Origin of the sequence: uncultured Arcobacter sp., from assembly GCF_937982575.1 — a bacterium.
GTDB lineage: Bacteria > Campylobacterota > Campylobacteria > Campylobacterales > Arcobacteraceae > Arcobacter.
Map to the genome: position 1 here is coordinate 260482 of NZ_CALJLR010000005.1, position 20683 is coordinate 281164.

21 protein-coding genes and 1 other RNA gene are annotated in these 20683 nt (G+C 28.9%); 12 read left to right on the forward strand and 10 right to left on the reverse strand.

The window, feature by feature from the left end:
- Nucleotides 1-55: 55 nt before the first annotated feature.
- Nucleotides 56-637, forward strand: a complete 582-nt coding sequence (locus Q0617_RS04905; RefSeq protein WP_298751110.1) for a class II aldolase and adducin N-terminal domain-containing protein — start codon at nt 56-58, stop codon at nt 635-637.
- A 121-nt stretch (nt 638-758) separates the two neighbouring features.
- Nucleotides 759-1037, forward strand: a complete 279-nt coding sequence (locus Q0617_RS04910) for an HU family DNA-binding protein (protein WP_298751113.1) — start codon at nt 759-761, stop codon at nt 1035-1037.
- A 60-nt stretch (nt 1038-1097) separates the two neighbouring features.
- Here the strand turns inward: Q0617_RS04910 and Q0617_RS04915 are convergent, their stop codons facing one another.
- The 6 genes from Q0617_RS04915 to Q0617_RS04940 form a co-directional block, all read right to left on the reverse strand.
- Nucleotides 1098-1661 carry a glycine zipper 2TM domain-containing protein gene (locus tag Q0617_RS04915; RefSeq protein WP_298751114.1) on the reverse strand — a complete coding sequence of 188 codons (564 nt, stop codon included), beginning with the start codon at nt 1659-1661 and terminating at the stop codon, nt 1098-1100.
- Between the two features lie 40 nt (nt 1662-1701).
- Nucleotides 1702-2007, reverse strand: coding sequence for a c-type cytochrome (locus Q0617_RS04920; protein ID WP_298751116.1), 306 nt, complete (start codon nt 2005-2007; stop codon nt 1702-1704).
- Between the two features lie 72 nt (nt 2008-2079).
- Nucleotides 2080-2412 (reverse strand): hypothetical protein, encoded by a 333-nt coding sequence (locus tag Q0617_RS04925; RefSeq protein WP_298751118.1) that lies wholly within the window; start codon nt 2410-2412, stop codon nt 2080-2082.
- Nucleotides 2406-3590 carry a HAMP domain-containing sensor histidine kinase gene (locus Q0617_RS04930; RefSeq protein ID WP_298751120.1) on the reverse strand — a complete coding sequence of 395 codons (1185 nt, stop codon included), beginning with the start codon at nt 3588-3590 and terminating at the stop codon, nt 2406-2408. Before Q0617_RS04930 ends, Q0617_RS04925 begins: the two co-directional genes overlap by 7 nt.
- Nucleotides 3553-4224 carry a response regulator transcription factor gene (locus Q0617_RS04935; RefSeq protein WP_298751121.1) on the reverse strand — a complete coding sequence of 224 codons (672 nt, stop codon included), beginning with the start codon at nt 4222-4224 and terminating at the stop codon, nt 3553-3555. Before Q0617_RS04935 ends, Q0617_RS04930 begins: the two co-directional genes overlap by 38 nt.
- Before the next feature lie 2 nt (nt 4225-4226).
- Nucleotides 4227-4454, reverse strand: a complete 228-nt coding sequence (locus Q0617_RS04940) for a DUF1104 domain-containing protein (protein WP_298751123.1) — start codon at nt 4452-4454, stop codon at nt 4227-4229.
- A gap of 197 nt (nt 4455-4651) precedes the next feature.
- On the opposite strand from Q0617_RS04940, the gene Q0617_RS04945 reads away from it, so the two are divergent.
- The gene (locus tag Q0617_RS04945) at nt 4652-5425 is read left to right on the forward strand and encodes a hypothetical protein (RefSeq protein WP_298751125.1); all 774 of its coding nucleotides are present in this window, start codon (nt 4652-4654) and stop codon (nt 5423-5425) included.
- Between the two features lie 37 nt (nt 5426-5462).
- Nucleotides 5463-5753: a hypothetical protein gene (locus Q0617_RS04950; protein WP_298751128.1), complete on the forward strand. Its 291-nt coding sequence runs from the start codon at nt 5463-5465 to the stop codon at nt 5751-5753.
- A 74-nt stretch (nt 5754-5827) separates the two neighbouring features.
- Here Q0617_RS04950 and rnpB read toward each other — a convergent pair.
- Together rnpB and lolA are read right to left on the reverse strand one after the other, a co-directional pair.
- An RNA gene (rnpB, locus tag Q0617_RS04955) (RNase P RNA component class A) lies at nt 5828-6149 on the reverse strand.
- Nucleotides 6150-6177: 28 nt separating this feature from the next.
- Complete coding sequence (lolA, locus tag Q0617_RS04960) at nt 6178-6705, reverse strand: LolA-like outer membrane lipoprotein chaperone (protein WP_298751130.1); 528 nt, start codon at nt 6703-6705, stop codon at nt 6178-6180.
- A gap of 57 nt (nt 6706-6762) precedes the next feature.
- On the opposite strand from lolA, the gene secA reads away from it, so the two are divergent.
- Nucleotides 6763-9375: a preprotein translocase subunit SecA gene (secA, locus tag Q0617_RS04965; RefSeq protein ID WP_298751132.1), complete on the forward strand. Its 2613-nt coding sequence runs from the start codon at nt 6763-6765 to the stop codon at nt 9373-9375.
- A 1-nt stretch (nt 9376) separates the two neighbouring features.
- Complete coding sequence (locus Q0617_RS04970; RefSeq protein WP_298751135.1) at nt 9377-10585, forward strand: ABC transporter permease; 1209 nt, start codon at nt 9377-9379, stop codon at nt 10583-10585.
- Nucleotides 10586-10589: 4 nt separating this feature from the next.
- Here the strand turns inward: Q0617_RS04970 and Q0617_RS04975 are convergent, their stop codons facing one another.
- Entirely contained in the window at nt 10590-13382 is a 2793-nt protein-coding gene (locus Q0617_RS04975) for an AsmA-like C-terminal domain-containing protein (protein WP_298751137.1), read from the reverse strand.
- 4 nt (nt 13383-13386) lie between these two features.
- On the opposite strand from Q0617_RS04975, the gene mltG reads away from it, so the two are divergent.
- From mltG to Q0617_RS05005, 6 genes are all read left to right on the forward strand, one after another.
- A complete protein-coding gene (mltG, locus tag Q0617_RS04980) occupies nt 13387-14472 on the forward strand; it encodes an endolytic transglycosylase MltG (RefSeq protein WP_366517899.1) in 1086 nt (361 codons plus the stop codon).
- A 120-nt stretch (nt 14473-14592) separates the two neighbouring features.
- Nucleotides 14593-16785 carry an NADP-dependent isocitrate dehydrogenase gene (locus Q0617_RS04985; protein ID WP_298751141.1) on the forward strand — a complete coding sequence of 731 codons (2193 nt, stop codon included), beginning with the start codon at nt 14593-14595 and terminating at the stop codon, nt 16783-16785.
- A gap of 74 nt (nt 16786-16859) precedes the next feature.
- Nucleotides 16860-17807, forward strand: a complete 948-nt coding sequence (gene mdh / locus Q0617_RS04990) for a malate dehydrogenase (protein WP_298751143.1) — start codon at nt 16860-16862, stop codon at nt 17805-17807.
- Nucleotides 17808-17817: 10 nt separating this feature from the next.
- Nucleotides 17818-18114 carry a heavy-metal-associated domain-containing protein gene (locus Q0617_RS04995; protein WP_298751145.1) on the forward strand — a complete coding sequence of 99 codons (297 nt, stop codon included), beginning with the start codon at nt 17818-17820 and terminating at the stop codon, nt 18112-18114.
- A 180-nt stretch (nt 18115-18294) separates the two neighbouring features.
- Nucleotides 18295-19119: a DUF4393 domain-containing protein gene (locus tag Q0617_RS05000; RefSeq protein ID WP_298751146.1), complete on the forward strand. Its 825-nt coding sequence runs from the start codon at nt 18295-18297 to the stop codon at nt 19117-19119.
- An 82-nt stretch (nt 19120-19201) separates the two neighbouring features.
- Entirely contained in the window at nt 19202-19582 is a 381-nt protein-coding gene (locus tag Q0617_RS05005; RefSeq protein ID WP_298751148.1) for an STAS/SEC14 domain-containing protein, read from the forward strand.
- A 28-nt stretch (nt 19583-19610) separates the two neighbouring features.
- Here the strand turns inward: Q0617_RS05005 and Q0617_RS05010 are convergent, their stop codons facing one another.
- Complete coding sequence (locus Q0617_RS05010; protein WP_298751150.1) at nt 19611-20672, reverse strand: ADP-ribosylglycohydrolase family protein; 1062 nt, start codon at nt 20670-20672, stop codon at nt 19611-19613.
- Nucleotides 20673-20683 lie beyond the last annotated feature (11 nt).

Here is a 20683-nt window from a genome sequence, read left to right on the forward strand (position 1 = left end):
GGGTCCTTATAATTTTTTATATATAATATCCAAAACAATATTTAAGGTATTTAAAATGATTGATCAAAATCACATAGAGCAACTAGGTAAGCTATCTTTGACACTATTTAGAAAAAACTTTTTTGGTATCTACCATGGAGCAATATCTTCAAAACTTGACCATAATAGTTTTATGATCAATACCTCAGATGCAATTTTTGATGAAATGAGTGAAAAGTCTTTTTGTGAATTGAGTATGACAAATAGAGATTATAGATGGAAAATAGCAAGTATAGAAGCACATATCCATGCAACCATATATAATAATATCCATGAAGCCAAATATATTGCCTTTGGAGTTCCTATATATACAACAGCATATACCTTTGACCATGATGAAATTGTTTTTGATGATTATTTTGGTAAAACAACCTTTGGTAAGATAAAAGTAATTGACCCAGGAAATTTTTCTACTTGGTATGATAGAAATGCACTAGAGATTACAAAATATCTAAAAGAGACTAATACTCATGTCATGGTAATAAAAGGAATTGGAGTATATGTATACGATAGAGACATAAATGAGCTTGTAAAAAAAGTAGCAATTATTGAGAATAGCTGTAGATTATTAAGCATAAAATCAAGTTTTAGAGACTAAAAAATCATTTTTTTGCAAATAAACCTCTATTTGTGGGAAAAAAGCTAATACTTTTAGCTATTTTAAAGTTTAAATAGTATAAAGTTTTGGTAACTTTAAATCTTAAACAAGGAGTTCTTCAATGAACAAAGCTGAATTTATCGACGCAGTAGCTGCAAAAGCAGGATTATCTAAAAAAGACGCAAAATGTGCAGTTGATTCTGTATTAGAAACTATTACTGAGACTTTAGTAAAAAAAGAAACTGTTAGTTTCATCGGGTTTGGTACATTTTCTACAGCAGCTAGAGCTGCAAGAACTGCAAAAGTTCCAGGTACAGATAAAACTGTTAACGTTCCAGCTACTACTGTAGCTAAATTTAAAGTTGGTAAAGCTTTAAAAGAAGCTGTTGCTGCAAAATAATTTTATAAATTATTACTTTTAACTAAAAAAAAGGTAGGCTAAATTAGCCTACCTTTTTTTTTAGAAATTTATTTTTGTTTCGACTCTTACGTAGTTCTCTTTATAATTTGTAAACTTCCTATACTCTTTTCCGTTGTAAGTAAAATAGTTATCATATCCTTTTAAAATATTTTTTCTTACTACTTTTTTATTATAATTGTCACATACATTCTTTCTTTTTGTTTCATAATAATATTCATTTGTATTATCTTGAACTCTTTCATAATTTCTCATGCTATTTGCAACTGTTGCACCTAAAAGTCCACCTATAACTTTAGCAGCTACTTTCCCATTGCCTCGTCCTATTTGATTTCCAATAATCACACCAGTTGTTGCACCAATAATAGTATCTACTCCAACTATATTTTCATTTCTATATGAAGATGTTCTGTTTTTGGGTGTTCTAACAGTATACTCTTCATAACAATTGTTTGTATGTCTATGTGGAATAATCTCTTCTACTGTTTCATAAATTGGTTTTGAATAGTCTACTTTTACAAGTTCAGAAAATCTATCACCTTGAGCTAAAAGAGAGGTTGATAATATTATTAATCCTAAAAATAATAGTTTAATTGGCTTTTTCATAACTGCCTCCTTATTAAGTAATAGCTTTTTTAAGCTACTACTATTTAAATGTTGCTATATAAGTTGCCAAAGCATCTATTTTTTGATCATCTAATCTTGAAACTTGACCTTTCATAACACCTTTCATAGCACCACCATATGATCCATCTTTATAACCTTTTAAAGATGTTACTATCTTCTCTTTATCCCAGCCTTTAATTATCTGTGATTTCCCAAGAGCTGCTTTTTCCCCATTTTGTCCATGACATGAAGCACAAGCTTTATAAAGAGTTTCTCCTTCACTTGCCATAAGTGTTGTTAAACCTAAGATTGAACTTACTACTAAGATTTTTGTTAAAGTTTGCATTTTAACTCCTTTTAATGTTTTGATAAAAGAAGTATAAAAAATAAAAGTGGAAGGATTGTGAATTTTAGAAGATTATTTTAATTTACCAAATACTTTATATATTTCCCAATATTCATCTAAAGCTTTTTGTAAATCTTTGTCACTTAATGTAGTTGCTTTTTTTACTCCAAATCTGCTTATAAAAGCATCTGGCATGATTGTTGTATCTTTGTTAGGATTTTTAAGATAGTTTGTCATAGCTTCATTTACAGCTTTTTGCGAGCTATATTTTAATAAGTATCTATAAAAGTATTTGTCAATGGAAACGGGTAGTCTATTATGACAAGAAACACAATTGCTTTTATAAACACTTGCCCAAGAAAATGAAACAAAAATTAAAACAAAAAAAAGTAGTTTTTTTACCATGTAAGCTCCATTTGAGTTCCAACTCCTATTTCTGATTTTATTTTTATGTCTATATTGTACTCTTTACTTATAATATAAACTATATTTAGCCCTATTCCAAAACCACCAACACTCTTATCAAATCGTGCATATCTTTCAAACATAGATGGTATTTTATCTTTAGGTATACCTTTTCCACTATCTTTTATGATTAATTTTTTATTTTCAAGGGTGATTTCAATGGTTCCAGCTATTTTATTATATTTTATTGCATTTGATAAAAGATTATCTATTACTTTGCTTATCTTTTTTTCATCACTAAAAATTCTTACGCCAGAATTTATACTTTTTATAAAAGTTATCTTTTTTACATCGGCTAAAGTTTTAAAGTACTCAATTCTATTTAAAACAATTTTTGATAAATCTAAATCTTCATTTTGTGAAATGATTTTATTATTTAGTGCCAAATATGTCAAATCTTGATAAATATTTGATACTGTTTTAGCTCCTGTATCAATTCGTTTTAACTTTTTTTGCAATTTTTCATCTTCTAATTTCTCTATATCAATCATCTCAATATTTGTAATAATTGCGCTAATTGGCGTATTTAGTTCATGGGTTGTATCTTTTATAAATCTATCTAATAGATGAAGAGAATCACGCATTGGCTTTAAAAACAGTTTCAATAAAAAATATCCCAAAATAAACATAAAAGAAAAACCAAAAACTAAAAAGATAGTAATTTTATTTACAACTTCATTTATCCAAGCTTTATCTTCTGGTATCTCAAGAAGTACATATTTTGCACCCAAATAGTATGATTCAGGCTCTTTTATATAGTGTATGTAGCTATTTGTAGTATAAGTTATCTCATCAAGTTTTACTTTAGCAGGTGCTAGTGTTGAAAATATAAGATTTCTATTGCTATCATAAATTGCCGAATTAAATCTTTCATCCCGTGGATAATATTTATATTTATCAAAGTTAATATGCAAATCTTTTAATCTTATTATTAAATCATTTGAATACTCTTGTAGTATTAATCTTTTATTTTGAAGCATTAAATCTTTTTTGAAGTTATAATATAAAAATGAAATAAATAATAAAATTACAATACAAAGTACACTATATAGCGTTAAAAAGCCCCAAAGAGTCTTTTTTTCACTCTGTGGTAAATCTATATCCAAGCTTTTTAACACTTATGATTCTCTCTTTCCCAAATATTTTTCTCATATTCTTTATATAAGTTCTTAGTGAAAAATCACTACTCTCTTCATCATAATCCCAAACATACTCATAAATTTGCTCATGGGATAAGATTTGGTCTTGGTTTTGTAAAAAGAGTTTTAATAGTTTTGTCTCTTTGTTGTTTATTTTTATTTGTTCATCATTTTTAAAAAGTAAATTAGTACTTGCATCAAAATAAATATCATCTACTATATTTACTTTTGTATCAACACTATGAAAATACCCTCTTTTTAGTATAGATTCTATTCTAATAAGCAACTCTTTTAGTTCAAAAGGTTTTCTTATATAATCATCACAACCTAAATTAAAACCTTTTTCAAAAGAGTCCATAGAGTTTAGAGAAGTGATAAATATCACAGGAGTATTTATATTATCAATTCTTAGATTTTCTAAAAGTTCAAAACCATTTAGAGAAGGAACATTTACATCCAATAACAATAAATCAAATTTTTCTTCATAGATTTTTGCATATGCATCTTCTCCATCATATAAAGATACAACTTCAAAATCACTCTCTTGTAAATATTCAACTACTGTTTCATTTAATGTAATATCATCTTCTAAAAGTAAAATTTTTCTCTTCATATTTATCTTTTTTCTTTTGATTTTTGCATATTTTTATGGTATTGATTTCTCTCTTTTTGACTCATGGTAGAGACTCTAGATTTTAGCTCTTTTTCAAATTTAGCTCTGTTTTCTTTTTTAACAAAACCAATAATTTCTATCAATTCTTGAGTTGACATTTCAGAAAAATCAACAGCAAAAAGAGGTACCATAAAAACTAAAAGGATACATATACTTAACAATTTTTTCATAATTTATTCTCTTGATATTTTTAATTTATCATACCATAAATATTGTGGAATAATAGTAAAACAATAGCATTTTAGCTTTCTTAACATAAGATTAAATTTATATATTTTCATAATTTGTCATTATTTAATATATAAAAATTAAAGTTTATATTGTATATAATACAACTTTTAGATAATGTTTCAAAAAAGGCCCAAATATGATTCAAGTAGGAAAACTTTTTCAAAAAGTCCAATACTATGTTAGAGATTTAGAGTGTGAATACAAATCAATTCATGAGATTGAAGAGGTTGTTGATGAGTTTCTTTCAAACTATATGATGACCACAGCAGATTTATATAGTGTCTTTTCAAATAACAGAGATTCGTCTACAAATTTACATGTATTATTCAATGATGGTTCAATGCCAAAAAATTCAATCCATCCCGATTTTAAACATCCAATTTTTGATATTACATATGAAGAATTAAAAGACTCAAAAACTAAAGCTAATAAAGTTAACTCTTTGATGTTTATTGAAGAGTTTCAAAATAGAAATGAAGTTGATTTAGCAAAAACCTTTGATGAAATAATTGGTTGTGATGGAGAAGAACTATTTATATCCTTAAAAGAAGAGAAGTTTGATATGTATAATCCAAGTTCAGCGAATTTTGATCATAGAGCTAATTTAATTACTAAAAAAGATGTAATTATTGATGTATGTAACTTATTTGATATTACATATAAACACTTATATGAACAATTAAATCCAAATATTATAAAACATGTATGTAAGGATTTAAATATCACATATAAAGCTCTAGCAAAAGAGATTGGCTACAAACCTGATACCATAAATAAAGCAGCCTCATTGGGAAAAGTTTCAGAACAACTTCTAAAAGCTATAAATATGTACCTCGAAAATCTACGTTTAAAAGAGTTTTTAAAAGATTTTGATGTTATGAAATCTACACTAAAGAAGATTTTAGATTGATTATAATAAAATCCAAAGAAAAAAAGAAAGATAATTAATGATTAAAAATATTTTCCTAGCAACACTTACACTTACTCTCTTTACAGGTTGTATTTTCGGTGATGCTGATAAAGCAGAGTGGACTTCATATATTTACCCAGATAAAGCAAACACAAAAAGAAGTCTTATTTCTCCAGCTAAATTTCCTACATTGGAGATATGTAGAGAAGTTTCATTGGGTGTTTTAAAAGAAAAAGACTTAGAAAAAAATGGTACTTATAAATGTGGTAAAAACTGCAGTTACCATGAAGGTATGAAATTAGATATCTGTGAAGAGATGAAAAAATAATATAAATTTTGGTCACGTTAAAGACACAACTTAAAATATAAGTAAGTATAAATCCCTTTGTTAAGGGTTTTATACTTAAAGGCACAACTATAAGCCGCGTTTTGTATTTGACAATAATTTATCTAGTTGTTAAATTACTTAAACAATCCTGCGAAGAGAAAAACTGTGAAGTAAATACCGTCTCTTCTTGCTGCGGGTTGGGTTTACATAGCTGTTAAGATTACTCAAAACACTGGTAAGCTCTTACCTTACCGTTTCACCCTTACCATAAATGGCGGTTTACTTTCTGTTGCACTATCCCTTAGGTTTCCCTAGCCATCCTTTAGATGGAACCCTACTTCACTGCAGCCCGGACTTTCCTCTTGAATTACTTCAAGCTATTGTCTGTTGTACCTTTAAGAGTCGAATTCTAACTAAAAAATAATTACTTTCTTATTATGTCGTAATAATCTGGTGGCAAAAATTTAAATATTTCCTCATCCACTTCTATATTTTGTTTTGTATCAAAAAAAGTTATTATAACCCTATTTTCCAAGGCATCTTTATACTCAATTCTTTGAATTTTATTATCTTTTGTAAAAAGATTATATTCTACATCATATATATTTGTAAGATATTCATTTTTTGATATTTTTTTAGCATTTTTTATTAGACTTAATATATCTATTTCATTTTGTAGTTGAGTCAATATTGCTTGTTCTAACTCAGGTTCATCAATTATTGCAAAGTTATTTATTATATAAACATTTTTTAAAATTGGTTCTTTATACTGCCATAAAATGTAATGTGGCTCTTTTAACACTAAGTGACCTTTATATAAAATCTCTTTTTGTGATGGGTTTATGATTTTTTGTTCAAAATTTGCATCAAATGACTTAATATTATTCAACATTGAAGCTTGAGAAAATGCAGATAAAACAAACATTCCAATAAAAACCAATTTATAAAACATAATTTAACCTTCTTTTTTATATAATCATCGGATTATAACGGAAAAGGACTATATTTCATGTTAAATATTTTTTCAAAAATTTTTGGTACTAAAAATGATAAAGAAGTAAAAAGATATAAAAAAAGAGCTGATGAGATAACTTTGCTTGAGGCAAAATATGAAGCAATGAGTGATGATGAATTAAAAGCAGCATTTGAAGCTTTTAAAAATGATGTTCAAAACGAATCAGTAAAACTAAATGATATTTTAAATGATATTTTTGCAATAACAAGAGAAGTTAGTAAAAGAACTCTAAACATGAGACACTATGATGTTCAACTTGTGGGTGGTATGGTTTTACATGATGGAAGAATAGCCGAGATGAAAACGGGTGAAGGTAAAACTTTAGTTGCCACTCTTCCTGTTGTATTAAATGCCATGACTGGAAAAGGTGTACATGTAGTTACAGTAAATGACTATCTGGCTAGCAGAGATGCTTCTGAACTAGCTCCTTTATATAATTTCCTTGGATTTAGTGTTGGTGCTATTTTAGGTGGTATTAGAGATGAAGAAGAGAGAAAAGCTCAATATGCTTGTGATATTACCTATGGTACAAACAATGAATTTGGATTTGACTACCTAAGAGATAATATGAACTATGATTTAGAAGAGTGTGTTCAAAGACAACATCACTTTGTAATCGTAGATGAAGTGGATTCAATTCTAATTGATGAAGCAAGAACTCCACTTATCATATCTGGTCCTTCAAATAGAAAAAGTTCTGACTATGCCAAAGCTAATGAGATTGCTCAAAAACTTGAACGTGGTGAAAAAATAGAACCTAAAAAAGCTGATGAGCAAGCTATTACAACTGGCGATTTTATTGTTGATGAAAAAAGCAAATCTGTTCTTATGACTGAACAAGGTGTAAAAAAAGCTGAAGAGTTATTTGAAGTAGAAAACCTTTATTTACTTGAAAATGCTACATTATCACATACTTTAGACCAAGCACTTAAAGCTCACTATGTATTTGAAATTGATGTTGACTATGTAGTAAAAGATAATGAAGTAATCATTGTAGATGAGTTTACAGGAAGATTAAGTGAAGGTAGAAGATTTTCTGAGGGTTTACACCAAGCTTTAGAAGCTAAAGAGAAGGTGTCTATTCAAGATGAATCACAAACCTTAGCAGATATTACATTCCAAAATTACTTTAGAATGTACGATAAACTTGCTGGTATGACAGGAACTGCTCAAACAGAAGCAACAGAGTTTGCAGAGATTTATAACCTTGATGTTGTATCTATTCCTACAAATGTGCCAGTACAAAGAATTGATAAAAATGACCTTATCTATAAAAGTGAAAGAGAAAAATTCAATGCAGTTTGTGACAAAATTGCCGAACTACATAAAAAAGGTCAACCAGTACTTGTAGGTACTGCCTCTATTGAAAAATCAGAAAAACTACATGAAATATTAAAACAAAAAAAGATACCTCACACAGTTTTAAATGCAAAACAACATGAAAAAGAGGGAAAAATTATTGCTGATGCTGGACAAAAAGGTGCAGTAACTATTGCTACTAATATGGCAGGACGGGGAGTTGATATTAAATTAACTAAAGAAATACTTGACCTTGGTGGTTTAGCAATTATTGGTACAGAAAGACATGAGAGTAGAAGAATTGATAATCAGCTAAGAGGTAGAGCTGGACGTCAAGGAGATATGGGTGTTTCTCAATTTTATTTATCATTAGAAGATAACCTTTTAAGAATATTTGGAAGTGATAAGATAAAAGGTATTATGGAAAGATTGGGTATTGAAGAAGGTGAACATATTGAATCAAAAATGGTAACACGTGCAGTAGAAAATGCTCAGAAAAAAGTTGAAACAATGCACTTTGAGAGTAGAAAACACCTATTAGAGTATGATGATGTTGCAAATAAACAAAGAAAAGTAATCTATGGTTTTAGAAATAATTTATTAGACCCAAGTTTTAAAATAGATGAAAAGCTTGATGAAAATAGAGCTGAATATGTATCAAATCTACTAATGCATGCAAATATTATAAATGGTATGCCTGCTGAAGACTTTGATTATGACTTCATTATAAATAAAGTAAAAGAAGAACTAAATTTAGAGATTACTTTAGAAAATATTCAGTCAGAATCATATGAAGAGTTAGAAGAGAAAGTACTTAAAATCATAAAAGAAGTATATGAAAATAAAATGAGTATGGCTGCACCTGAGCAAAAAGCAGAGATAGAGCGAATACTTTACCTACAAATCCTTGATAATGCTTGGAGAGAGCACTTATACTCTATGGATACACTTAAAACTGGTATAGGACTACGTGGTTATAATCAAAAAGATCCATTAGTTGAGTACAAAAAAGAGTCTTATAATATGTTCTTAGAACTTATTGCAAATATTAAAAATGAAATAATTAAAATATTATTTACAGTTCAATTAAGAGATTCACAAGAAGAAGAGAAAGAGAAAGAGGCAATTGAAGCTATGAGAGCAAAGATGGCAGAAGCTTCAGAAAATATCTCAACTAATTTTGAAGATGAACCTAAAGCAGAAAAAAGAATAGCAAGAAATGATCCATGTCCTTGTGGAAGTGGTAAAAAATACAAACAATGTTGTGGAGTAAGTGGTCCTAAAAGAGGATTAGTAGCAGGCAAATAATTTGAATAATCAACTTATTAACTTTATTGTAAAAAAATATTTAAAATTTGACAAAAAAAATCCATTTATCTCAATAAGTGCTATTTTAGCATTTATTGGTGTTGCAGTTGGAGTTATGGTTCTTATCATCACCATGGCAATTATGAATGGTACTGCAAAAGAGTTTGAAAATAAACTCTTTACTATGAACTATCCCCTATCTATTTATTCAAAGTTTGATAATGGCATAAATCACAGTTTACTTGAAGAACTTGAGAAAAAGTTTCCAAAGCTAAAGTTTTCTCCATATATCTCTTCTCAAGCAATTATTCAACATGATGAAAAAATGTCAGGTGGACTTTTATTTGGCGTTGATTTTAAAAGAGAAGCTGAAATAAACTCTATTTATAAAAAAGCTGTAAAAGATAAAGTTCTAAACAAATATGACCTCATAACAGGTATGGGAATTTCTGATAAACTATTTTTATATGATAATAGCAAGGTAACTATGTACTTCACAGCCTTAAACCCAAGTGGTTTTACCATGATGCCCAAAATGAAAAGATTTAACTACAGTGGCTCTTTTAGGTCAGGACTTAACGCTTATGATAACTCATATATGTATACCTCAGTTGAAGCATTACGAACTATTTTAAGAAAAAGTGATGATTATTATGATGGTATTCATATTTATTCAGATGATGCTTTCAATGATATAAATTTGATTCAAAAAGAACTTAGTGATTATCCAAATATTGGCATTGTTGGTTGGTGGCAACAAAATGGTAATTTCTTCTCTGCCATGGCATTAGAAAAGAAAGCTCTTTTTATAGTACTTATGTTAATTATTTTAGTAGCATCACTTAATATTATCTCATCTTTGCTTATGACAGTAATGAGTAGAAGAAAAGAAATTGCCCTACTTTTATCAATGGGTGCAACAAAAAAAGAGATTAAAAAGATATTTTTAAAACTTGGTATAGTAATTGGTTTTTCAGGTATAGCACTTGGTATTTTTCTAGGTTTTTTTGGAATGTTTTTACTTGATAACTTTAATATAATCTCTCTTCCAGCTGATGTTTATGGTACAAGTAAACTTCCTCTTGAACTAGATATGATTGATTTCATATCAATTTTAATTGGTTCTATTATGATTGTATTATTATCATCTTATTACCCTGCAGCAAAAGCTACTAAAATAGATGTTATTGATGTACTAAGAAACGAATAATATCTTATTTCTCAAATAGCTTTAATGGTGAAGTTATCACTCTTTTGAAGAAATTGACAGGAGCAGATATTGAGTCTTTTGCTAATTGTGTCTCTATTTTAGGATTATTTAAATCCCCTGTTATTTTAACTTTGGTAGAGACTCTTTTCTCATCCCCTAAAAACAGATAGTTCAATCCTGGTATAAAATTAACTATCTTTGTATAATCTTTCATAAATATTAAATCAACATTAGCATTTACATATGACTCTTTTAAATTTAAAGTTGCATAACCCTCAAAATCAACTGAATTACCAATCATATGGATTTTAATTAAGTTTAGAATTCTATTTTCAAAATCATAAGTAAAGTCAATATAGCCTTCATTTACAGCATAACCATTTAAGTTAAAGCCTCCATTTGTAACCATTCCAAAAACTGCAGGAATAGCTAGTAGTGGATTAATCAAAGCAGGAGAGGTATTTACTAAAGTAATAAGATTATTTAGAATAGTTAAATTTAGAAGTCTATTTTTATTAAAAAGCATTTTACCACTTATTAAATCACCTTTACCACTAGCTTCAAGTGAAAAAGTACCACCTTTTATTATCTCTTTATCAAAAAAGGTATTTACAAAAAGTTCATTTATATCTGTTGCTCTCAAATTTATATTTTTATGTGAGTCTTTTATATACTTTATTTTTCCATCAAGATATACTAAATCAAATATAGTATTTTTATCATTTGATGAGATAATATAATCATCAGATAAAACTTTATACTTGTCATTGATAATAAGATTAGAATTTTTCCCTTTAATCTTTATTTTTTTGTATTTGTTTACATCATCGTTATTTGTATTATAAATTAAATCTAATTCATTTAGTTCTAAATATATTTCATCACTATTTTTCAGGCTTAAGTCTAATTTTTTATCTTTTGATACAACTTTTACCAAATCTTTTTTCAAATAGCCTTTAATATCTAATTTATCTAGCTTTTTATCACCCTCTTTTATAGGAATATCCAGTTTACCAAAAGTCCCATCAAAAAAGATGTCATCTTTTACAATATCAATATTTGAATCAATTGAGTAAAAACTATTATCTTTTAGTAATATATTTGAATCAATCAATCTAACACTTAAATCTTGGATTAGACTATTTTTATTTTCACTCTTTGTCATATCTATATCATAGGAGTTTATAATTATTTTTATTTTATCTTTGATAATATCTATTACAAGGTCATTTGAAGCTGTATTTATAGATGTTTTATCTTTATTTATCAATCCAAAAAGCTTTAAGGTATCAACATCTTTATCATCTTTTTTTAAAGGTAAATCTAGTTCAAATAAGTTTGCCATAAAGCTAATCTCATTATCATCCAATAATTTAATACTCAAATCACCTTTTTTAATATTAATATCACTTAAAAGTTTTGAATAAGGGTACAGTTTTTCTAAATTTGCAATATTTATATCTGTACTATCTTTTTGAAATAAGATTTGGGTTTCTAGTTCGTCAATATTTAATTTAGCATTATCTTTAAAGTCTATTGTAAAATCAATCTTTTTGTCTTCAATCTTAACAATCTCTTGATTATCACTTTTGATTAAAAATTTATTTAATAAAGCATTTCCCTTAGAATCTAAAGTTTTAGTATCTATTTTTAGATTTACCTTTGCATTTATCATATCCTTATGGACAAAGTCTGTATTTTTGATAATTACATCAGTATTAATCAATTCTACATCTCCATCTTTAGAGTAAAATTCAAAATCATTTATCTTAAAAGTAGAATCTTTAGCTTTAAACACACCAAAGGTTTTCATAGGAGAATCATAAGGTATATAAAGATGTACATCAGCCTGAGTTTTGCCAGATATCTGTTTTAAAGGAAGATTTATCTTATAGGCTTTTAATATCTCTAAAACATTATCATCTAAAAGATGATTAGCCTTAAGTGTTACATCAACGTGTCCATACTTTAAACTTGTCATATCTTTTATATCAACAAAACTTCCATCTATACTTATACCTTTGTAGATTGGCTCTTTTAGTTTTATAAGTAAATTATCATTTTTATACTCTAGGTTTATAAGTGGCGTGTTTACCACATCTAAGTCTTTATTAAATTTTACTGTTGCATCAAGAACCCTAGCATAACCACTAATACTGTTTAAAATAGGAGTAAGACTATTTAAATCAACTTTTCCATACAAATAGTCTAAATAAAGCTTGCCTTGGATATTGTCATACATCCAAGACTCTGCAATTTTGTCTAAAGAAATATAGTTTTTTAAAAACTTTATATTTTCTAATTCTCCTGAATTTATAAAAAAATCCAACTCTTCTTTATTTGATTGTATATTTAACTCACCACTAGCTAAATTTTTATAAAAGTATCTTCCTAAAAAAACTAAAATATTTTTATGCAAATCAATATTCATATTTCCTAAAAGCAAAAGATTTATATCTTTTAAATAAATCGAATAAATATCTAACTTTAAAGAATCCCCCTCTTCTGAGTACTCTGAGGCAATATTCACATACTTGTTATCTATATAAATATAATCATCTTCTAGTTGTATTTTAAATTTATTATCTGCGATTTCCATAGTCTCAATATCAATATTTTGGAAAAAACTCAAAACCATAGGGGCTTTGTTTAAAAGAGATTTTATATCTTCAAAAGAGTTATTAACTTTGGTTTTTTTATCTTTTATTACAATTTCATCTATTTGTAAAATAAGCTTTTTATCAATTTTTAAATAGAATTTCGAAACTGAAAAATCACCAAGAGAGAATGAATCCAATTTGATGCCATTAATTAAGAAAAAAACTAAAAAAGCTACTAGCGATAAAAAGAATAAAATAAATGCAATGATTTTTTTTAGTAACATTATTGAAGTAATCCTCGTTTTAAGTATTATTATACTTTTTTATATAACTATCCCTTTGTCATCATCAAAAGTAATTTTTATACCTAAAGGGAGTACAAATTATATTATAACATACCTAAATAAATCAGGTTATGACTTAAATATAATTGATAAAGTAATAATTAAAATTAAAGGCTATCCTCAAAGTGGTTGGATCGATTTAAAAACAACAAAGATGACAAAAGCAGACTTTATCAACAAACTTCTTACTTCAAAAGCTGCACTTAAAAGTGTTACTTTAATCCCAGGAGAGACTGCTTACTTCTTTTTAAAAGATATTTCTGAAAAATTTAATCTCTCATTTACAAAACTTCAAAACTCTTATAATAAATATGCCTATAGACTTGATGGTAATATATTAGCAGAGACATATAATCTGCCAATGGGTATGGATGAAGATCATATTATTTTTTATCTAATCTCTTATACAAATAAAAGATATGAAGAGTTTTCAAATAAAATATTTGGGCATTATATAAAAAAGAGTTGGTACACCTATGTAACTATGGCTTCAATTATTCAAAAAGAAGCTGCTGACACAGAAGAGATGCCAATAGTTTCAAGTGTAATTCAAAATAGACTTAAAAGAAAAATGCCACTTCAAATGGATGGTACTCTAAACTATGGAGTCTATTCACATACAAAAGTAACACCTAAAATGATAAGAGAAGATATCACTTCATATAATACTTATAAGTATTCAGAGTTACCTAAAAATCCAGTTTGTGCAGTTAGTTTAGATGCCATTAAAGCAGCAATATTTCCAGCAAAAACAGAGTATCTTTATTTTTTTAGAAATAAAGCAACAGGTAAACACTCTTTTACAAAGACCTATAAAGAGCATATTAACAATATAAATAGAAAAAGAACTACTAGTAAACCCAAAGAGACAAAAGTTTTCCCTAAAAAAAGTGATACTAAAACAACCAAAGACGTGAAATCACTCTGGAAAGCTGTTAAGTAATTGTGAAGTATTGAAACAGCAAAATTAAACTGTTTCTTTATTGATACTTATTTGAAATATTATGAATAAAATCATGCTAATATGTCCTACACGAAAACTTTAACTAACCAAGGAACAAAAATGTCAAAAATCATTTACACAAAAGTTGATGAAGCTCCTGCTTTAGCTACTTACTCATTTTTACCAATCATCAAGGCTTTTACAAAAAGCTCTGGTATAGAAATGGTAACAAAAGATATCTCATTAGCTGGAAGAATTCTTGCAAACTTTCCTGAGAACTTAACTGCTGACCAAAAAATTGGTGATCACTTAGCTGAACTTGGTGAATTAACTCAAGATCCAAATGCAAATATTGTTAAACTACCAAACATCTCTGCATCTATTCCTCAGTTAAAAGCTGCAATTGCTGAATTACAATCAAAAGGTTACAATGTACCTAATTATGATGAATCAGCTGAAATAACTGCTAGATATTCTAAAATCTTAGGATCTGCTGTTAACCCAGTACTTAGAGAAGGTAATTCAGATAGAAGAGCACCAAGTGCTGTTAAAAACTATGCAAAAAACAACCCTCATAGAATGGGGGAATGGACAAAAGATTCAAAAACTGATGTTGCTCACATGGATAATGGAGACTTTTATGGTTCTGAAGTTTCTAAAACTTTTGATGAAGCAAATGATTTAAAAATCTCTTTCTTTGATAAAAATGGTGCTGAGACAGTATTAAAAGCTTCAACTGCTGTACTTGCTGGTGAAATCATTGATGCAACTGTTATGAGTGCAAAAGCTTTACAAGAGTTTTATGCAAAAGCAATCGCAGAAGCTAAAGAGAAAGATGTATTATTATCTTTACACCTAAAAGCGACAATGATGAAAGTTTCTGATCCAATTATGTTTGGATTTGCAGTTAAAGTATTCTTCAAAGATTTAATTGCTAAACATGGTGAGTTATTTGACTCATTAGGTGTAAACTTCAACAATGGATTAGGAGATTTATACTCTAAGTTAGACAAAGTAGATGCAGATAAAAAAGCAGAAATTGAAGCTGATATTGCTAAAGTTTATGCAGCTCAACCAAGACTTGCAATGGTAAACTCTGCAAAAGGGATTACTAACTTACATGTACCATCTGATGTTATTATTGATGCATCTATGCCTGCTATGCTTAAAGGTGGTGGTAAAATGTGGAATGCTGATGATAAAGAAGAAGATACTATTGCTATGATTCCAGATAGATGTTATGCGCAAGCTTTTAAAGCAGTTATTGATGATTGTAAAGAAAATGGAAAATTAGATGTAACAACTATTGGAACTGTACCAAATGTTGGTCTTATGGCACAAAAAGCAGAAGAGTATGGTTCTCATGATAAAACATTCCAAGCTCCTGCAAATGGACAAATGAAAGTTCTTGATAAAGATGGAAATGCAGTATTTACTTTTGATGTTGAAGAAGGTGATATTTTCAGAATGTGTCAAGCTAAAGATGCTCCAATTCAAGATTGGATTAAATTAGCAGTTTCTAGAGCTAGATTATCAAATACTCCTGCAATTTTCTGGTTAGATGAAAATAGAGGTCATGATGCAGAGATGATTAAAAAAGTTAATAAATATTTACCAGACCATGATACAAGTGGATTAGATATCTCTATTATGGCTCCACTTGAAGCTACAAAAGTTTCTTTAAAAAGAATGAGAGAAGGTAAAGATACTATTTCTGTAACTGGAAATGTATTAAGAGATTATAATACTGACCTTTTCCCAATCTTAGAGCTTGGAACATCTGCTAAAATGTTATCAATCGTACCATTAATGCAAGGTGGTGGACTGTTTGAAACTGGTGCTGGTGGTTCTGCTCCTAAACATGTACAACAATTCACTGAAGAGTCTTACTTAAGATGGGATTCATTAGGTGAGTTTATGGCTTTAGCAGCTTCTTTTGAGCATTTAGGTAATACTCAAAATAATGCAAAAGCAAAAGTTCTTGCTGATACTTTAGATAAAGCAACAGGAACTTTCCTTTTAGAAGACAAATCTCCATCAAGAAAATTAGGTGGTGTTGATAATAGAGGTTCTCACTTCTATCTTGCTATGTATTGGGCTCAAGAATTAGCAGCGCAAACTGAAGATGCAGAACTTGCAGCTGAATTTGCTCCAATAGCAAAATCAATGACTGAAAATGAAGATAAAATCATGGCTGAATTAGTTGAAGCTCATGGAAAAGCTTCTGATATTGGTGGATATTATTTACCAAATGAAGAAAAAGCAAATGAAGCATTAAGACCAAGTGCTACATTAAATGCAATTATTGGGTAACTTTTAATAGCTATTATTTTAAAGGTAGGTGTAAAAACCTACCTTTTTTTATTTACGAATTTTAAAGGAAAGATATGAAAAACAAAAAAGTTGGAATCATAGGAGTTGGTAATGTGGGTTCAACACTTGCTTATACTCTAGCGTCTAAAGGAATTTGTGAAAAGATAGTTTTAAAGGATATAAGAGAAAATGTCGTAAAAGCAATGGCTTTAGATATTTCGCAAGCTGCAAATGCAGCTAGCTCTGACACTTTAGTATTTGCAGCAAAAGATGCAAAGGACTTAAAAGGTTGTGATGTTATTGTTATAACTGCTGGATTACCAAGAAAACCTGGTATGAGTAGAGATGATTTACTTCTTACAAATGCAAAAATTATGAAAATAGTAGTAAAAGAGATAGAAGAACAAGCTCCAAATGCAATTATAGTAGTGGTATCAAACCCCTTAGATGTAATGGTTTACACAGCACTCAAAGTCTCAAACTTCCCAAAAAATCAAATAGTAGGAATGGCAGGTATTTTAGATAGTGCAAGAATGAGCCACTTTATTTTAGAAAAGTTAGGTTATGGTGCTGGACAAATAGATGCTTCTGTTATGGGTGGTCATGGTGATGATATGGTTCCCCTGCCAAACTTCTCAACAGTTGCAGGTGTTCCCCTTGATGCTGTTTTAAGTAAAGAAGATATAAAAGATATTGTAGAAAAAACAAAAAATGGTGGAGCTCAAATAGTAAAATACCTAGAAACTGGTTCAGCATACTATGCTCCTGCTCACTCTACTTCCCTTATGGTAGAAGCAATTTTATATGATAAAAAAGAGGTTTATCCCTGTGCTGTTTTATTAGAAGGTGAATATGGATACGAAAATATAGTTTCAGGAGTTCCAATTATGCTAGGAAGTTCAGGGGTTGAAAAAATTATAGAGCTCAAATTAACAGCTGAACAAAAAAAACTATTTAAAAAGTCTGTATCTTCTGTTAAGGAATTAGTTGATACACTAAATAAAAACAATTTTTTTGAATAAGGAGTAACTTATGACAAAAACATATGAAGTAAACAACGTAAAATGCGGTGGATGTGCAAATACACTAATCACTGCCCTAGAAAAAGATTATGGAAAAGTAGAAGTTGACTTAGAAGTAATTCCACGAAAAATCACTTTAGACATCGATGAAAGCCAAGAAGAGGCTTTAAAAGTAAAACTTAGAGGATTGGGTTATCCACTAGTAACAGATGAGCTCAGTGGCTTTGAAAAAGCTACTACGACAGCAAAAAGTTTTGTGAGTTGTGCTGTTGGTAAGTTTAATGTAGCTACTTCAAAAACTGAGTAGTTCATTATCTTTTAAAACCTCTCTACGTCAGTAAAAAATTTCTAATCCTCATTTACCCTTAGTAAACTCCGGTTAGAAATTTTTGACTTCCTTGATATCTTCAAAAATCTAACAAACTCTTTCAGTTTTTATATTACTAATATATTTTATTATATAATCTTTAAAATAGAAGGAATTAAAATGAATGAAATTGATGAAGGAATTGATTCAACAAAGAAAATTACTGAAGTAGTAGGTGAACTTATTAAACATGCAGGAGATACTCCAGAAATCAAAGAATCAGGTAAAAACCTAGGTCAAGCTGCATTAACAATAACAAAAACAATTAATAATGCATTATTACCTTTAGCTGCAATAAATTACTCTTTTGATAAAGCTAAAAAATACTTTTCCGAAAAATTTGAAAAAGACATGGAAAAAAAAGCATCAAAAATTTTAGAAGAAGATTTAGTTGAACCAAAAGCTTCAATTGCTGGTCCTACACTACAAGGACTTGCTTTTTCTCATGAAGAAAATAATCTAAAAGAAATGTACTTATCATTATTAACAACAGCTATGAATAAAAAAGAAGCTGATAATGCCCACCCAGCTTATGTAGAAATTATAAAACAATTAACTTCTAGTGAGGCAAATTTATTAAAATTAATTTTAAACTATTCAGGATATTTACCAATATGTCAAATAATAGAACGTAATACAAAGAATAATAGTGAACAAATTATTAAAAACCATATAACAAATGTTAAAGGAACAGAAAAAGACATAAAGAAAATACCAGCATCAATAGAAAACTTTATTAGATTGGGTTTAATTAAAATAAGTTATTCTCAACATTTAGTAGACTTAAAATCATATATATGGATTGAATCACTACCAATATACAAAGAAATTGTTGCATCTAATATAGATTCTCACTTAAATATCACATACAAAAAAGGATACATTGCACAAACTGACTTGGGAATTGAATTTTCAAAAGCTGTAGGTTTATCAGAAATTAAATAAGATTAAAAAGGGCAAAAACTTCACCTATTACAAAAATTGGAGTAAACTTGTAAAAGTAGAACTTTTATAAAAGGAATACACCATGAAAACTCAAAAACACGAACTTACCGTTGGTATACAAAAAGTTGATAGTAGTTTTTTACTTACTATAAAAGCAGTAGGTACTCTTACCCATGAAGATTATGAGACAATAACACCTATGATTGATTCTGCTATTGAAGGTATTACAAATCCTAAAATTATAGCTATTGTTGATTGTACTGAGCTTGATGGTTGGGAACTTGAAGCTGCTTGGGATGATTTGAAACTTGGACTTAAACATGGGAATGAGTTTGAAAAAATTGCCATAATCAATAGTAAAACTTGGATAAAAGTAGGTTCTAAAATAGCATCTTGGTTTATTCAAGGAGAAGTTAAAAACTTTGAAAATGAAATAGAAGCCTTTGAGTGGCTAAATATATAAGATACAGAGAAATATTATTCTCTGTATTTTACTGTAGAAGTGGTAGTTTATTTAACAACTCTTCACAATAGTCCCATTGTTCCAAGCTCTCTTTCCACTCTTTTGGAATAGCATTTATACCAAAATAAGCACCAAGTACCATACCAATCATAATACCTCTAGATGCATTATCTCCACCAACCATAGCATTTGCTTGAAGTGCCTTCTTAAGACCATCTTCTTTATTGGCATATTTTAAGATAAAGTAAATACTTCCAGGCATAGTTCCTTCAGTTGGACTAGCTTTTCCTACTTTTATAGGTTCACTTCTTCCCACATCCCAAAGTCTTGCCATAGAAGTAAGTGCTAAGTCATCGCTAAACTGTTCTTTTGATAAATCAGATTCAGGATTTGATTCCTCTTCATATTTTGCAATTGCTTGATTAACTTTATCTTGATAAAAACCACCCATAAGTTTTCCAACTTCTTCGATGGCAACTCTTGGTTTAGTTCCATTGATAACTTTGTTTGTAACTCTTGCAAAAAACTCTGCTCCACCTAGGGCATGAGCTTCTTTGTGAGTAAACATAGCTTTTTTTGCCACATCAACTAACACTTCTTCATCTTCATAATATGCATGAGCTGCAACATGTCTTATGGCTGTTGCATTTGAATATCCACCTAGGTCTTCAGCTTTTACACCTCTTTTAGCTTGGGCATAAGTTTCTCTACTCATAGTACAAATCCAAGAACCCCAACTATGTTCTAGTCTGTTCATCCAATGTGGAATAATAGCTTGTACATTAAAATCTTGTGGGGGATTTGCAGTTTTTGCTAAGTGCTCTAATATAAGAATATTATAATCCCCATAATCAGTAGTTCCACCAGCTTTTTTTCCTGGATGATAATTTTGTTCACCCCACCCTATTCCATGGGTCATTCCACCCATCATTTCACCGGGACTCATAAATTTTTCTATGGGTTTTTGCCCATATGCATTATATATTTTTTTTGCATCATATTCATAATGACTACCTAAACATAAAGCATCAGCAACAATAGATGCAAAAAAAGCACCTCTTATTGAGTCTTGTTTTGTTATATTGTTCATTTTTTGCCTAT

What these genes read in the sequence shown, in the direction of transcription:
- Q0617_RS04905 (WP_298751110.1), top strand. Translation starts at nt 56, where the DNA reads ATGATTGATCAAAATCACATAGAGCAACTAGGTAAGCTATCTTTGACA.
- Q0617_RS04910 (WP_298751113.1), top strand. Translation starts at nt 759, where the DNA reads ATGAACAAAGCTGAATTTATCGACGCAGTAGCTGCAAAAGCAGGATTA.
- Q0617_RS04915 (WP_298751114.1), bottom strand. Translation starts at nt 1,661, where the DNA reads ATGAAAAAGCCAATTAAACTATTATTTTTAGGATTAATAATATTATCA.
- Q0617_RS04920 (WP_298751116.1), bottom strand. Translation starts at nt 2,007, where the DNA reads ATGCAAACTTTAACAAAAATCTTAGTAGTAAGTTCAATCTTAGGTTTA.
- Q0617_RS04925 (WP_298751118.1), bottom strand. Translation starts at nt 2,412, where the DNA reads ATGGTAAAAAAACTACTTTTTTTTGTTTTAATTTTTGTTTCATTTTCT.
- Q0617_RS04935 (WP_298751121.1), bottom strand. Translation starts at nt 4,224, where the DNA reads ATGAAGAGAAAAATTTTACTTTTAGAAGATGATATTACATTAAATGAA.
- Q0617_RS04940 (WP_298751123.1), bottom strand. Translation starts at nt 4,454, where the DNA reads ATGAAAAAATTGTTAAGTATATGTATCCTTTTAGTTTTTATGGTACCT.
- Q0617_RS04945 (WP_298751125.1), top strand. Translation starts at nt 4,652, where the DNA reads ATGATTCAAGTAGGAAAACTTTTTCAAAAAGTCCAATACTATGTTAGA.
- Q0617_RS04950 (WP_298751128.1), top strand. Translation starts at nt 5,463, where the DNA reads ATGATTAAAAATATTTTCCTAGCAACACTTACACTTACTCTCTTTACA.
- lolA (WP_298751130.1), bottom strand. Translation starts at nt 6,705, where the DNA reads ATGTTTTATAAATTGGTTTTTATTGGAATGTTTGTTTTATCTGCATTT.
- secA (WP_298751132.1), top strand. Translation starts at nt 6,763, where the DNA reads ATGTTAAATATTTTTTCAAAAATTTTTGGTACTAAAAATGATAAAGAA.
- mltG (WP_366517899.1), top strand. Translation starts at nt 13,387, where the DNA reads ATGCCATTAATTAAGAAAAAAACTAAAAAAGCTACTAGCGATAAAAAG.
- Q0617_RS04985 (WP_298751141.1), top strand. Translation starts at nt 14,593, where the DNA reads ATGTCAAAAATCATTTACACAAAAGTTGATGAAGCTCCTGCTTTAGCT.
- mdh (WP_298751143.1), top strand. Translation starts at nt 16,860, where the DNA reads ATGAAAAACAAAAAAGTTGGAATCATAGGAGTTGGTAATGTGGGTTCA.
- Q0617_RS04995 (WP_298751145.1), top strand. Translation starts at nt 17,818, where the DNA reads ATGACAAAAACATATGAAGTAAACAACGTAAAATGCGGTGGATGTGCA.
- Q0617_RS05000 (WP_298751146.1), top strand. Translation starts at nt 18,295, where the DNA reads ATGAATGAAATTGATGAAGGAATTGATTCAACAAAGAAAATTACTGAA.
- Q0617_RS05005 (WP_298751148.1), top strand. Translation starts at nt 19,202, where the DNA reads ATGAAAACTCAAAAACACGAACTTACCGTTGGTATACAAAAAGTTGAT.
- Q0617_RS05010 (WP_298751150.1), bottom strand. Translation starts at nt 20,672, where the DNA reads ATGAACAATATAACAAAACAAGACTCAATAAGAGGTGCTTTTTTTGCA.